Annotated in this window: 10 protein-coding genes and 1 pseudogene; 9 read left to right on the top strand and 2 right to left on the bottom strand. The window is 69.6% G+C overall.

Translation table 11 applies throughout. The features are described from left to right. Nucleotides 1-2: 2 nt before the first annotated feature. The 9 genes and pseudogenes from ACFYO5_RS23180 (at nucleotide 3) to ACFYO5_RS23140 (ending at nucleotide 9,623) form a co-directional block, all read left to right on the top strand. Nucleotides 3-1,046 (top strand): ABC transporter permease, encoded by a 1,044-nt coding sequence (locus ACFYO5_RS23180; protein ID WP_388711635.1) that lies wholly within the window; start codon nucleotides 3-5, stop codon nucleotides 1,044-1,046. 79 nt (nucleotides 1,047-1,125) lie between these two features. Then, on the top strand, nucleotides 1,126-1,842 hold the full coding sequence (locus ACFYO5_RS23175) for a FadR/GntR family transcriptional regulator (protein WP_388712296.1): 717 nt from the start codon (nucleotides 1,126-1,128) through the stop codon (nucleotides 1,840-1,842). 434 nt (nucleotides 1,843-2,276) lie between these two features. Beyond that, nucleotides 2,277-4,223, top strand: a complete 1,947-nt coding sequence (locus tag ACFYO5_RS23170; protein WP_388711633.1) for an alpha-L-fucosidase — start codon at nucleotides 2,277-2,279, stop codon at nucleotides 4,221-4,223. Nucleotides 4,224-5,181: 958 nt separating this feature from the next. Beyond that, nucleotides 5,182-5,769, top strand: a complete 588-nt coding sequence (locus ACFYO5_RS23165) for a hypothetical protein (protein ID WP_388711630.1) — start codon at nucleotides 5,182-5,184, stop codon at nucleotides 5,767-5,769. Nucleotides 5,770-5,993: 224 nt separating this feature from the next. Further along, on the top strand, nucleotides 5,994-6,770 hold the full coding sequence (locus ACFYO5_RS23160; protein WP_388711627.1) for a hypothetical protein: 777 nt from the start codon (nucleotides 5,994-5,996) through the stop codon (nucleotides 6,768-6,770). A 402-nt stretch (nucleotides 6,771-7,172) separates the two neighbouring features. Then, complete coding sequence (locus ACFYO5_RS23155) at nucleotides 7,173-7,412, top strand: hypothetical protein (RefSeq protein WP_388711624.1); 240 nt, start codon at nucleotides 7,173-7,175, stop codon at nucleotides 7,410-7,412. After that, nucleotides 7,412-7,795 (top strand): toxin Doc, encoded by a 384-nt coding sequence (locus tag ACFYO5_RS23150; RefSeq protein ID WP_388711621.1) that lies wholly within the window; start codon nucleotides 7,412-7,414, stop codon nucleotides 7,793-7,795. Before ACFYO5_RS23155 ends, ACFYO5_RS23150 begins: the two co-directional genes overlap by 1 nt. A 614-nt stretch (nucleotides 7,796-8,409) precedes the next feature. Further along, nucleotides 8,410-9,200 (top strand): annotated as a pseudogene (locus ACFYO5_RS23145) (MBL fold metallo-hydrolase). 27 nt (nucleotides 9,201-9,227) lie between these two features. Then, nucleotides 9,228-9,623, top strand: a complete 396-nt coding sequence (locus ACFYO5_RS23140; RefSeq protein WP_388711618.1) for a nuclear transport factor 2 family protein — start codon at nucleotides 9,228-9,230, stop codon at nucleotides 9,621-9,623. A 428-nt stretch (nucleotides 9,624-10,051) separates the two neighbouring features. Here the strand turns inward: ACFYO5_RS23140 and ACFYO5_RS23135 are convergent, their stop codons facing one another. Both ACFYO5_RS23135 and secD read right to left on the bottom strand, forming a co-directional pair. Further along, nucleotides 10,052-10,567 (bottom strand): MarR family winged helix-turn-helix transcriptional regulator, encoded by a 516-nt coding sequence (locus ACFYO5_RS23135; protein ID WP_388711615.1) that lies wholly within the window; start codon nucleotides 10,565-10,567, stop codon nucleotides 10,052-10,054. 141 nt (nucleotides 10,568-10,708) lie between these two features. Further along, on the bottom strand, nucleotides 10,709-12,979 hold the full coding sequence (gene secD / locus ACFYO5_RS23130; RefSeq protein ID WP_388712293.1) for a protein translocase subunit SecD: 2,271 nt from the start codon (nucleotides 12,977-12,979) through the stop codon (nucleotides 10,709-10,711). Nucleotides 12,980-13,332: the final 353 nt, after the last annotated feature.

Here is a 13,332-nt window from a genome sequence, read left to right as displayed (position 1 = left end):
CCATGTCCGCCACCACAGACGCCACCGAAGCCACCGTGGCGGAGAAGCAGCCCGCCGCGGAGACCACCCCTCGCCGCCGGCTCGGCCTCGGCAGATTCCGAGAACTGTCGCTCGTTCCCGCCATCCTGGTGCTGGGCCTGATCGGGTTCATCGTCTCGCCGGCCTTCCTCACCGCCGACAACCTCATCGGCGTGGCCCAGCAGTCCACGGAGCTGAGCCTCCTGGTCCTCGCCACCGCACTGATCCTGATCTGCGGGCGGATGGACCTGTCGCTGGAGTCCACGATCGGCGTCGCCCCTGTCATCGCCGTATGGCTGGTGCTGCCCAGCACCGGAGGGCGCTTCACCGGGCTCGGACTGTTCCCCGAGTGGACGGCGGTCCCGCTGTGCCTGGCCGTCGGAGCGGTGATCGGCGCCGTCAACGGCTTCCTCATCCTCAAGCTCCGACTGAACGGGTTCATCGTCACCCTCGGCGGTCTCACCATGCTGCGCGGCCTCCAAGTGGCGCTGTCCGAGGGCCAGTCCATCGTGGAACTGCCCTCGTCCTTCACCTACCTGGGCAAGGCGTCCTGGCTGGGCATGCCGGCTGCCATCTGGATCTGCGCGCTGCTGTTCGCTCTCGGCGGCGGCGCACTGGCCTGGCTGCGCCATGGACGGGCGCTGTACGCGATCGGCGGCAACGCCGAGGCCGCCCGCACCGCCGGCATCCGCGTCGACCGGATCGTGTGGGTCGTCCTCATCCTCGGCAGCGTGCTCGCCGCGTTCGCCGGTATCCTCTACAGCGGGCACTACGGCTCCATCTCCGCCACCCAGGGCAGCGGCTGGATCTTCCAGGTCTTCGCCGCGACCGTCATCGGCGGGGTCAGCCTCAATGGCGGCAAAGGGTCGGTGTTCGGCGCTCTCACCGGCGTCCTGACCCTGCAACTCGTCGTCAATGTCATGACGTTGGCGGGCGTGCCGCCGCTGTGGAACCAGTTCCTCAACGGGGCCATTATCATCGTCGCGCTGATCATCTCCCGCTTCGCCTCCGGCGAGAAGCAGGAGTAGAGGCCATGCGACGCGGCTCCGCCGGGACCCCGCCCTCGCGTGAGCCGCTCCCTGTCCGCCCAGCATGAAAGGCACCCCCATGGCGCTGACCGACGAGGCGATGGACCAGATCAAGGCCATGATCGTGCGCGGTGATCTCGCCCCCGGCTCCCGCCTGCCCAGGGAGGACGACCTCGCGGACCAGCTCGGCCTGTCCCGCAGCTCGCTGCGCGAGGCGGTCCGGGCGCTGACCGCCATGCGCATCCTCGTCACCCGCCAGGGTGACGGCACGTACGTGTCGAGCCTGGAGCCCCACCTCCTGCTCGAGTCGCTGTCCTTCGCGGCCGACGTCTCCCAGGGGCGGACAGCCCAGCAGATGGTCCAGGTGCGCCGGCTGCTGGAACCCCAGGCGACCGGGCTGGCCGCCTCCCTGCTTCGGCCGGAGGACCTCCGGGCGCTGCGGGGCATACTCGACCGGAGCCGCGCCGCCGCCTCCGTCGAGGAGTTCGTCGCCCACGACATCGCCTTCCACCTGCGGATCGTCGAAGCGGTCGGCAACCCCGTCCTGACGATGCTCCTCCAGGTGCTCTCCACCCGTACCCAGCGCGTGCGCATCGTCCGGGGCAGCCGCACCCGGCATGCCCTGGAGCACGCCCATCGGGACCACGAGGCCATCCTCGCCGCCCTCCAGGCACGCGACGCCCCGTTGGCCATCTCCACCGCTACCGTCCACATCGCCGCGGTGGAACAGTGGCTGGCGGGCAATCCCGCCGTCGACGCCCCTGCGCCGGAGCACACCGGCGACCACACGCACTGAGGGTTCATCGAATCCCGACGGGGGCGTCCGGGACAGCGGAGGCGCGGGCCGGACGCACGCCGCCATCACGATCACGGGGTGCCCCGCCCCCAGGTCGCTCTCACACCGACGGGTGGCGGAGCTGTTCCCCCCGTCGGGGATCGCCGTCCGGCGTGAGTCCGACCACCAGGTGGCACGCCCGACCCGAGGGCCGCAGAGTCTCGCCGGGCTCACCCCACCCCTTGTGCAGCGCGACTTGATACATCCGATGTATAAGCGGAGGGCGTCTCACCTCCCGCCGCTCCATGCGTGAATATGCCCCAGTTTTATCGATTTTTTCGTTCACTCGGGCGCCAGAAGCATTGACCAGGATAAAAACGCGCTCTTAACATCCGATGGCTGTCGGCCTCAGGCGCCGTCACCGGATCCACGCCACCAGATCATGGGAGTCGGCCATGCCCGCAGGGAGAATGTCCCGTCGCACGTTCATCGGTGCGGGGAGTGCGGCCACCACCGCGACCGCACTGCCCGTCCTTCCCGGCCTCTCCGGCCTTCTGCCGAAGGCGTCCGCCGCGGACACGCAGACCAACCTGAGCAAGATGGTCGACCTGCGGTTCGGCATGTTCAACCACTTCAGCCTGGGCACGTTCACCGACCAGGAGTGGGCCGAGCCGAACCAGAGTCCCACCCTCTTCGCTCCCCCGACCGTGAACTGCGAGCAGTGGGCGGCCGCTGCCGCCGCCGCGAAGATGAACTACGGCATCCTGACGACCAAGCACCACGACGGCTTCGCCCTGTGGCCGTCCGCCCACGGCACGCAGAACGTCGCGAACAGTTCCTACAAGCACGACGTCGTGCAGGCGTACTGCGACGCGTTTCGGGCGAAGGGGCTCAAGGTCGGTTTCTACTACTCGATCTGGGACCGCACCTTCGGCGTCGAGGCGTGGGAAACCCGGCACAAGGTGACCGGGCTCGACGTCAACGACGCCATCGAGCCCGCGGACATGGCGTTCATCCTCAACCAGATCACCGAGCTGCTGACCAACTACGGCACGATAGACATGTTCATGACCGACGGGTACGCGTGGCAGATGGGTCAGCAGGCGATCTCGTACCAGAGGATCCGTTCCCTGGTGAAGTCACTGCAACCGGACTGCGTCATGATCGACATCGGCGGGCTCTCGGAGCCGTTCCTCAGCGACGCGATCTTCTTCGAGGAGCCGTTGGGGGTCACGGCGCCTGCGGGCAACACGTACGCCGGTATGCAGGGGCAGACCATCAGCAACGGCTGGTTCTGGCACCCGTCGACTCCGACCGAGAGCCTCATGAGCAAGGCTTCGATCCTGTCGCATCTGACCGACCTGGAACCGAAGTACACCTCGTTCATCCTGAACTGCCCGCCCAACCGCAACGGCCTGCTGGACACCAACATCGTCAACCGGCTCGCCGAGGTCGGCGCGGCCTGGAGCCCGAACGCCTCCAGGCCGCCGCTGCCCACGCAGATGCTGCGCGCCGAGCACCCCATCACACCGGTCAACGCGTACGCGACCGGCTACCACACCGGAGAGGGACCGCTCGGCGCGATCGACGGACTCAGCGACGTCCGCTACGAGACCTGCTGGTCGACATGGGGCCTGACGCTGCCGCAGTCGATCACGATCGACCTGGGCGGAGTCTGGAGCAACGTCTCCACCCTTGAGTACCTGCCCAAGCAGTGGAACCGCACCAATGCCACCGACGGCGACATCACCTCGTACACCATCTCCACCAGCACGGACGGCGTCACCTTCACCCAGGTCGCCACCGGCACCTGGGCAGGCAACAACAGGACCAAGTCGGTGGAGTGGCCCAACCGCGATGCGGGCTTCGTACGCGTCCAGGTGAACGCCGGCACCGGCGGCTACGCCAACATCAGCGGAATCAGGATCGGCGGGCGGTCGGCCAAGCCGACGCTGGTGTCCTCCGGCTTCCCGGCCGCGGGCACCACCTACCGGCTGGCCGCGCGGCACAGCGGCAAGGTACTCGACGTCGACAGTCGGGGCACCACCAACGGCACCAACTGCCAGCAGTGGCCCTGGCTGAACAACACCACCCAGAAGTTCACCTTCATAGCCACCGGCGACGGCTACTTCAAGATCCGCGGCGTCAACAGCGGCAAACTCGTGGAGGTGGCCGGCCTCTCCCGTGTCCCCGGCGGGAACGTCGCCATCTGGCAGGACGCCCATGTCACCCAGCAGCACTGGGCCGTGACGCCCACCGCTGACGGCTACTACCTGCTCGTCAACCGATTCAGCGGCCTGGCCATGGGTGTGGCCGGCAGCTCGACCTCGGACGGGGCCAACGTCGAGCAGCAGACGTACGAGTCACTGACCCAGCAGCAGTGGCGGATCCTCCCCTCCTGACCAACCCACGCCACGCTGGTCGCACCGTCGGCTGCATACTGCGTGAGAGTGACACCATGGCCGTACGCGGCGGGCAGGGCTCGGCCGTCCGCCGGGTACGGACCACCGGGCGGTTCACGGCGTGAGCCGCGGACCGAGCAGCACGGCGTTGTCCCGTAGATCGCGGAGTGGTCCGTGTTTTGAGGTCGAGTTCCTCCACGGTGGCGACAGCCAAGCGGACGTAGCCGCCCCCTTCTCCGGATCACAGGGCCGATCGCTGCACGACAGGACGCGGTCGTGGCCGAACAACTCGGCGCCACAGCGCAGGGGGTGGCGCCCGAAGCGGGCTGTCGGCGTAGAACATCTGGGCCAGGGCCAGGCTTCGTTCCAGGCCACCAGACGCCGTCAGCAGGTCGTCCAGGAACCGAACGCCGCCTCCTGCGGAGGTACTCCCACTCGATGCCGGTGTGCAGCACGAACAGCACGCCGCAACCCCCTGCCGGTCCGGCACCCTCGGCCGTCCCTCCACCTGCTTCGGCCCCGGCTCCCGCAACAACGGCTCGATCAGCGACCACAGTTCATCCGAGATGAGCCACGGCCGCGACTGTCGCTTTCCCACGACCTGGCGCCCACTCATTCGCATGACCGGCCAAGCCGTGCGGCGACACGGCCGGCTCCCCCGCCCCGGTCCCGGCAGACGAGCCGAACCCCGTCGCGCGCACCACCACACGCTCGGACCCACCACGACCGCCCCAGGAATCGTCTCGCCCCGATCATGCCCGACAGCCCCGAGCCGCGCTCAAGGCCCCCCTTCTCGAAGGCGCGTCGCCATGAAACACCGGCCACGTCCGCGGCGACGGTGCCCTGCGACCGCGGCGGGCCGACTGCCACTGTCAGACCCAGGTGGCAGCATCACCGAAGTGAACGCCCTGAGGCGTCCTCAACTCATGCTCGTAGCAAACGAAGAGGAGCATTCCCCTTGCGACTGCATCGCGTAGCGCCCGGCATCGCCGCGGGCATCCTTGCCCCGGCCCTCCTGCTCGCCACCCCGTCCTTCGCCGCCACGGCGGCACCAGCCGCGGTGACGGTGCCGGCGGTGTCCTCGTCCGCGGACGAGCCGGACGCCGACGACCTGAGGGTGGCCATAGTCCGGATCCTCGCCGACCCGGACAGCGGCCGGCGTGTGACACGAGAGGCCAACGCCCTCCTGGACGCCAACGACTCCGACGCGATGCGCGCCTGGCTGGAGACCGGCTACCGCATCGCCCAGGCCGAGGACGACCGCGTCGCCATCACGCGTATCCTCGCCGACCCCGACAGCGGCCGGCGCGTCATCGCCGAGGTCAACGCCCTCCTGGACGCCAACGACCCCGACGCGATGCGCGCCTGGCTCGAGACCGGCTACCGCATCGCCCAGGCCGAGGACGACCGCGTCGCCATCGCCCGTATCCTCGCCGATTCGTCCATCAGCCCTGCCCTGCGCGCGGCAGCCAACGCCGCCCTGGACGACAACACACCCGAAGCACTGCGCCACTTCCTGGAGGTCGGCAGGTACCAGGTCGCCTGACCGGCACGACGCCGCACCACAGCGCGTCGCCCGGGTGGCACCCCCTGCCGCACGCCCGGTCGCCGGAGCGTCGAGAATCCGGCGGGGCCGCCTGCACCTCGGTGCCGGCGGCCCCGCCCGGCAGGCACTGTGTCGGCTCGGCGCCCTCCGCAGAGCTCTGTGGTCTCGCCGCCCGGTGCGGCATGGGCCACTGACACCTCCGACAGCAGAAAGCACATTCTTCGATGACCACACAACCCCTACGCACCGAGCGCGGCGGTCCACAGACCGCTTCCGTCGTGACCGACCTGCCGTTCAAGCCTCAACTCGTCAAAGCGGTGTTCAGGGACGTGACCTCGTTGCACGTCTCCCGGTCGGCCGCGTGGGCCGCCGCGTCGGTGACGCGGACCGTGCTGACGGAGATCATCGAGGGCGCGAGAAGTGCGGCGGCCGAGGAGGTCAGGAAGAGGCTGATTCCCAAGGACCTCATCTCGGCGATCGACCGGAACGTCGAGGTGGAGGTGGGATCGGCGTGGTACCTGCACAGCCCGACCTTCCACGGCCTGATGGGCGAGGTGCGCAACGCCGATGGTGCGCTCGTGTCCCTTCGTGAGCGCCGCGGGGCGCGTACACCGAGTGGTGTGGCTGGCGCCCACCGGTTCGAGGCCGGGGTGAGAAGGCTGCTGGGGAGCCGGGGGGTGAGGGCGGTCCCGGCGTTGGTCCGCGACCTGGACGGAATCGCGAGCGTGTTCCTGACGGCCCTGGCCCGGGACGCGGCCAAGGTCGTCCGCGAGGGCGGGGTCAAGCGGTTCGGGACGGTCAGTCTGGTGGTGCCGGGCGAGCCAGCCCCGGCCCCGCTGCTCAAGGACCCCCTCCTCGCCCTGTCCACCCGTCGCGGGGACGGGCGGACTGTTGGCGGGGACGACGTCCTGGCCGCCGTCACGATGCAGCTGTTCGGCGATCTCAGACAACGCGCCATCACCGAGGCAGCCGAGATGACACGGAACACGTCGGCCAACTGATCGAGCCCGCCCCTGCGCACTGGGCACTGGGCACGGTTCCCACGTGTGCGCGGCTCCCGGAATCCGCCGGCCGCGGGCACCCCACGCCGAAGAGCTCCCTTATAAGAGCTAGTCAGCCGCACCCCCACCAGCGGACCGGGCTGGGCTGAGCTTTGTCACACGCTCACAGACCGTCCGGCCCGCACGACGAACTCCCCGCGCCCGGCGGCGCAGGCCACCGTCAACATCTGGAGCAGACCGATGAGGCTGGCGGTCGCGCCGCACACGTCCAGGCGCATGGCGGCCGAGAGCCTCGACGCTGCGGGCGGGGCCGGCGAAGGCCATGGCGTCCACGCCGTCGACGCCTTCGGCGATCAGCCCTGAGGGTCGCCCCCGCAGGTACCAAGTAGGTACCATGCCGATATGCCATCACTGAACGTGCCGTTTACTGAGGAAGAAATGGAAGGCGTGCGCGCGGCTGCTGCGGCTGAGGGCAAGAGCCTGAAGCAGTACCTGCACGACCTCGGTGTCCGCGAGATGCAGCGCAAACGGTTCGTGGCCGGCGCCGCCTCGTGGGCGGACAGGTTGCGTTCCGAGTTCGACGAGGCGTTCCCGGACGAGGTCCCCGCGTCCGGGCGCGACCAGGGGGCCACCGCCGCCTGATGAGCGGGATCCTGTACATCGACGTCTCCTGGCTCCTGGACGTCCAGGAGGTCGCCCTCGGCCACGACGACGTGTCGGTCACCGACTACTCGGCCCTTGTAGCCGCTGTCGCGCGCCACAGGACACGCATGCCGACTCTCGCCACGTCCAACCCCGACGTCGCATGGCGCGCCGCCGCCCTCCTGCACACCATCGTGCGTCTCGAACCCCTCCCCCACCGCAACAGCCTCTTCGCCGGCTTCGTCACCGGCCAGTACATGGACCAGTCCGGAGAAGGCATCGACCCTCCCTATGGCGCTCTGTCCGACCTGATCAGAAAGGTCCGCGAGACCCGGCTGAGCATCTACGACGTCGCGGAGGCGCTCCGCTCCTGGCGAATCTGAGGCCGGCGGGGAATTCCGAGCGACGTCCCAGCCAGCACGCACCAATCACACACGGACGCGGTCGACTCCGGACGCGCACAGTCATGCCTTACGGCATCCGGGACCGGCCGGCGAATCCGTCCGCTCGTAACCGGCTACGGTTCTGCGGGCTTCCATGTCTCCCCGGTCTTTGCCGCTGATCCCCTGTCGCTTCGGCTCCGCCTGTACCGCGTAGCTCCGCGCCTGGCCCAGCTGGCGAAGCAGCAGGCGCAGCCGATCACACAGCCGGTGCAGGGGTTGATGACGTAGTCGTTCGACGGGGTCTTCGACTTCTGGATCAGGGTCTTCGCCTCGATCTCGACCGACTCCATGACGTACTTCCTTCCTGCGGCCCGGCATCCGTGTTCGACGCGCCGGGGTCCTGTGCTGTCCGAGGGCCGGCAGACGGCAGGTCACGAACCCCCACACACGGAACAATAATCTACGGAAGTTGCTTCCTTGGAATGTAAATGATTTGCTGGAGACCCCTTTCAGGTAGCGGGCGCCCCCGCGACCCGTGCTTCTTTCGGCCTGCCTGCCCGTCGGAGCCTGCGCAGCGCCTCGTACCACCGTGCCCCCGACCGAGAGGTTCCCCGATGTCCGGCGCCAGCGCCACCAGCGAAAGGATCCCCGTCCACGTCTACGGCGGCCCCACCGTCGTGTTCGAGTACGGCGGGCTCAGGGTCGTCACCGACCCGACCTTCGACCCGCCCGGCGAGTACCCCATGCCCCTCGCGGGCGACCAGAAGCTCGTCAAGACCGCCCCCTCGCCGGACACCGCCGCCGACCTCAGCCCCATCGACGCCGTCCTGCTCACCCACGACGAGCACGAGGAGCACGACGACAACCCGTACAACGCCGGCCGTGCTCTCCTGGCCGAGGTGCCGGTCGTCTTCACCACCGAAAGCGGCGCCGGCCGCCTGGGCGGGAAGGCCCGCGGCCTCGCCTTCTGGCACACGGCCAACTCAGGCGGCCCGACGGCGGCACCGTGACCATCACCGGCGTGCCCGCCCGGCACGGTCCCGTGGGCTGCGAGCCGATCTCCGGTGACGTCATCGGCTTCATGCTCACCTCCGACGACCTGCCCTCGGTCTATGTCAGCGGCGACAACGCCGCCCTGGAGGACGTCAGGGAGATCGCCGAGAAGTACGCCCCGGTGGACACCGCGATCCTCTTCCTCGGCGGCGCCCGCATGCCCTTCGCCTTCGACGGCGCCCTGCTCACCCTCGACAGCGCCCTCGGCGCCGAGGCCGCCAAGACACTCGGCGTCCGACGCGTCGTCCCCGCGCACTACGACAGCTGGGCCCACTTCCCGGAAGACCGCACCGAGATCGAGGCCGCCTTCACCGCTGCCGGCCTGGCCGACCGCCTCGACTTCACCCGATAAAGCCCGACCGAGCCCATGGAGACCACGATGACCACCGCCAACCTCGACCTGGCCCGCGCCTACTTCCAGGCCGTGCAGACCGGAGACATGGCCGCCCTCGGCGACCTTCTCGACGAGCAGATCGTGTGGCACCAGCCCGGCACCAACCAGTTCTCCGGCGAGCACAAGGGACAGCGCGCCGTCTTCCGGATGCTCGGCAACATGATGGAGGCCAGTCAGGGCACCTTCGCCATCGACAAGATCCACTCCCTCATGGGCAACGGCGACCTGGTCGCCGCCACCATCCACTTCACCGGCCGCAGCGGCGGCACGTCCATGGCCATGGACGGCGTGGATCTCCTGCGCATCCAGAACGACAAGATCACCGAGATGTGGCTCTTCTCCGGCGACCAGAACGCCGAAGACGCCTTCTGGGGCCGCTGACACCGACTGTGTGCCCCGAGGCCGTCCCCGACCTCGGGGTGGCGAACGGCCCAAGGTCGGACCGGACCGGTTCCCCCTCGACGGCGACGACGCCGTGCTTCTCAGCACGAAGGACGGCGTCAAGGGCCGCAACCTCGCCCGCGACGGCCGCTTCGCCCTCCGCGACGACGACGACCACCCTCAACGCGTTCGTCCTCCGCCAAGGACACGTCGAGACCTCGCGAACCCCGACGCAAGATACGCAAGACCTTCGCGAACCCCGACGAGATGCCGCACCGGGCAGCCTCCTCGGCCCCGCTACATGGGCGAAGACCACACCCGCGAATACGCCGCCCGCGACGGAGGCCCCGGCAGCCTCCTCGTCCGCGCCCACCTCAACGCAGTCACCGCCTTCACCGGCATCGCCGAGTGAACCGAGAGGCCCTGGCTCACGAGGCCGGCCGGCCAGGCTGCTTCTGCGCCCGCATCCCCGGAACCGGCGTCCGACCCGCGGCCTTCCGCTCCGCGTCCAGAGCACGTCCGGCCGCCCGCAGCGTACTGAGGACCGTGGTCACCTCGCGTACCGACTTCTCGGGAATCACCGACCCGATCCGCAGTTCCAGCTCCTCCTCGAAGACCTTCAGCGCCCCGTCCACCAGCTTCCGCCCGTCAGCAGTGAGTTCGACGATCGAGGAACGGCGATCGTGCGGGTTGGCCCTCCGTCCACACAGGCCCGCCGCTTCCAGACGGTCGACGACCTTGCTCGTGCCGCCCACCGTGATCGAGAACTCCTCCGCGATGTCCTGAATCCGCCGCCCAGGCCGCCGCAACAGCAGGTGCAGCACCTCGAACGAGGTCAGCGCCAAGTCGTACTCGGCCCTCAACCGCCCCTCGATGCCGTCCCACATTTCGATCTCCAGCGAGACCAGCTCCCGGTACAGCAGCTTCAGGTCAGTGTCAGCCATTACTCGTCTTCCGAAGAATTATCTTCCATAGACAGTTAATTCTAGTCACCGGTACGAGGACTCGTCACAGGAGATCGGTGATCCCGAGCCGGATGACGAGGCGTGGGTGGAGCTGGAGCATGACGCCTCGCACCTACCGCGTCAGGGAGTTTCCGTGTTCCGAGTGGCCGCTCCTCGGGTGAATCCCGACGACTGGGTGCCGCGGGAGTGGAGTTCGACGGCCAGCGGCGCTGCGGTGAACATCGAGGAGTAGGTGCCGACGACGATGCCGATGAGCAGGGCGAGGGCGAAGTCGGTCAGGGAGTCCCCGCCCAGCAGGGCGAGCGCGGACAGGATGAACGCCGCGCCCATGCCGGTGTTGACGGTGCGCGGGACCGTCTGCAGGATCGCCGTGTTGGTGACCCGGGCGAAGGGTGTCCTACCCGGCGCGGCCGCCGTCTTCCCGCCCGGCCACAGTTCCCGGACTCGGTCGAAGACGACGACGGAGTCGTTGACCGAGTAGCCGATGACGGTGAGCAGGGCGGCCAGGAACACCCCGTCGACGGGCTTGCCCAGCCAGGCGAAGACGCCGATGAGGATGAGGGCGTCGTGTGCCATGGCGGCGACCGCTGCGGTGCCGAACGTCCAGCGGAAGCGGACGGCGAGGTAGAGCAGCTGGGCGGCGAGAGCCGTGCCGAGGGCGATGACGGCGCCGCGGCGCAGCTCTGCGCCCAGGCTGGGCCCGATCAGTTCGTCGCGTGTCTTCTCCGCGGTGCCGGTGAGGTCGTCGATCGTCTCGGTGATCCGGGCCTCCTCGGCGTTGGAGAGTTCGTCGGTGCGCACGGTCAGGGCGTCTTCCCCGGAGGTCTGGACGACGGCGCGGGGGAAGCCCGCGTCGGCCAGGGCATCCCGGGCCCGGTCGGCAGACACCGGTGCGGTGGTGGAGTACTCGATGAGCCGGCCGCCGGTGAACTCCACGCCGAAGTTCAGCCCGCGCACCGCGATCCCGGAGGTGGCCAGGACGAGGGCCGCAGCGGACAGGGCCAGCCAGTGGCGCCGGTGGCGCATCAGGTCCGGGCTGCGGCGGGAGAGCCAGTCGCTGACCGTGCCGGTGCCGGCGATACCGGTGAGGCGGGGACGTCGTCTCACCGCGCGGCGGGTGACGGCGAAGTCGGCGAGGACGCGGGTGACCACCAGGGCGCTGAGCATGGAGGCGAGGACGCCGATGCCCAGGGTGACGCCGAAACCGCGCACGGGGCCGGAGGCGAGGAAGAACAGCAGTCCGGCGGCGATGAGGGTGGTGATGTTGGAGTCGGCGATGGCGCTGAAGGCGTTGCGGAAGCCGGCCGTCAGGGCGGAGCGCAGGCTTTTGCGGCGACGGGTGGTGTATTCCTCGCGGGCGCGTTCGAAGACGAGGACGTTGGCGTCGACCGCCATGCCGATGGCCAGGACGAATCCGGCGAGTCCGGGCAGGGTGAGCGTGGCACCCAGGGCGGCGAGGGTGGCGTAGGAGATCAGTCCGTAGCAGGCCAGTGCCAGGACGGCCAGCGTGCCCATGAGCCGGTAGACGGCGATGAGGAACAGGGAGGTCAGCACGGTGCCGATGACGGCGGCCTGCGCGCTGGCCCGGATGGCCTGGGCTCCCAGCGTGGGGCCGACGGTGCGCTGTTCGACGGTCTCGACCGGCACAGGCAGGGCGCCGCCGTTGATGAGCAGGGCCAGTTCCCGGGCCTCTGGCCGGCTGAAGGATCCGGTGATCTGGGTGGTTCCGCCGGTGATGCCGGTGCGGCAGGCGACCGAGGGGTCGACCTGCGGGGAGGAGATGACCTTGTGGTCCAGCACGATGGCCACGCGGCGCGTGGGGTCGCCGGCCGGGGCGCAGGCCGCCGCACCGGTCAGATCCGCCCAGCCGCCCGCGTCCTTGAAGTCGACGCCGACGAACCAGCCGCCCAGGCCCTGCTGGTCGATCCGCGCTTCGGCGCCGTCGACGTCGGCTCCCGTCAGTGAGGAGGGCCCCAGGCGCAGCCGCTGGCCGGATTCGTCGGGCAGGGTGCGTTCCTCCGGCCGCTCGGTCGGGGCCTGTCCCGGTTCGGCGACGCCGAGGACGGGGTGGAAGGTGAGCTGGGCGGTACGGCCCAGGACGTCGGCGGCCTCACGCGGGTCCTGCACACCGGGCAACTCGACGATGATCCGGTTGTCCCCGGAACGGGCGATGGCCGGCTCGGCGACGCCGAGCGCGTCGACGCGGCGGCGCAACACCTCCAGGGTGCGATCGGTTGCCGCCGAGTCCGCCTCGGCGGTCGGCGAGTCACGGGTTTCCAGCACGATCTGGGTGCCGCCGCGCAGGTCGAGGCCGAGGCGGACCGGTACGGCCGCCGTGATGGAGAGTGACAGGGCTACAACAGCGAGGGCGAAGAACGCCCGTACACGCATGGCGCGCGTCAAGAGTGCCTCCAGCAGGCATACCGCGGCCGCCCCGGGCGGCGCGGAGAAGACAAAGGGGAGATGTCAGGGGCCGGCTGGAGACGGTGGCGCCCGCTCACTGTGCCGCACGGTGTGCTCAGGAGGTCCGGCCGTCCCGGCCGCGGGCGCCGACCACGCCCCCGGCTCGGGTCGCGGCAGCACGGGGCAGCGTGGGACGGGCGTGCCCCCGGTCGGCGGAGCCTGCCGCTCAGCGGTGGTGTCCCGGTGTACTCGCGCCGCGACACCCCAGGCGGGGGTGCACGTCTCGTCGGTGTGCGGAGCGATACCGCCGCCGCTCCCCTGGGCCACCACGGGGATCGACG

The organism is Streptomyces sp. NPDC006259 (assembly GCF_042870975.1).
Classification (GTDB): domain Bacteria; phylum Actinomycetota; class Actinomycetes; order Streptomycetales; family Streptomycetaceae; genus Streptomyces.
This window is presented reverse-complemented; position numbering and strand designations above follow the sequence as displayed.

What these genes read in the sequence shown, in the direction of transcription:
- ACFYO5_RS23170 (WP_388711633.1), top strand. Translation starts at nt 2,277, where the DNA reads ATGCCCGCAGGGAGAATGTCCCGTCGCACGTTCATCGGTGCGGGGAGT.
- secD (WP_388712293.1), bottom strand. Translation starts at nt 12,979, where the DNA reads ATGCGTGTACGGGCGTTCTTCGCCCTCGCTGTTGTAGCCCTGTCACTC.
- ACFYO5_RS23150 (WP_388711621.1), top strand. Translation starts at nt 7,412, where the DNA reads ATGAGCGGGATCCTGTACATCGACGTCTCCTGGCTCCTGGACGTCCAG.
- ACFYO5_RS23175 (WP_388712296.1), top strand. Translation starts at nt 1,126, where the DNA reads ATGGCGCTGACCGACGAGGCGATGGACCAGATCAAGGCCATGATCGTG.
- ACFYO5_RS23160 (WP_388711627.1), top strand. Translation starts at nt 5,994, where the DNA reads ATGACCACACAACCCCTACGCACCGAGCGCGGCGGTCCACAGACCGCT.
- ACFYO5_RS23155 (WP_388711624.1), top strand. Translation starts at nt 7,173, where the DNA reads ATGCCATCACTGAACGTGCCGTTTACTGAGGAAGAAATGGAAGGCGTG.
- ACFYO5_RS23135 (WP_388711615.1), bottom strand. Translation starts at nt 10,567, where the DNA reads ATGGCTGACACTGACCTGAAGCTGCTGTACCGGGAGCTGGTCTCGCTG.
- ACFYO5_RS23180 (WP_388711635.1), top strand. Translation starts at nt 3, where the DNA reads ATGTCCGCCACCACAGACGCCACCGAAGCCACCGTGGCGGAGAAGCAG.
- ACFYO5_RS23140 (WP_388711618.1), top strand. Translation starts at nt 9,228, where the DNA reads ATGACCACCGCCAACCTCGACCTGGCCCGCGCCTACTTCCAGGCCGTG.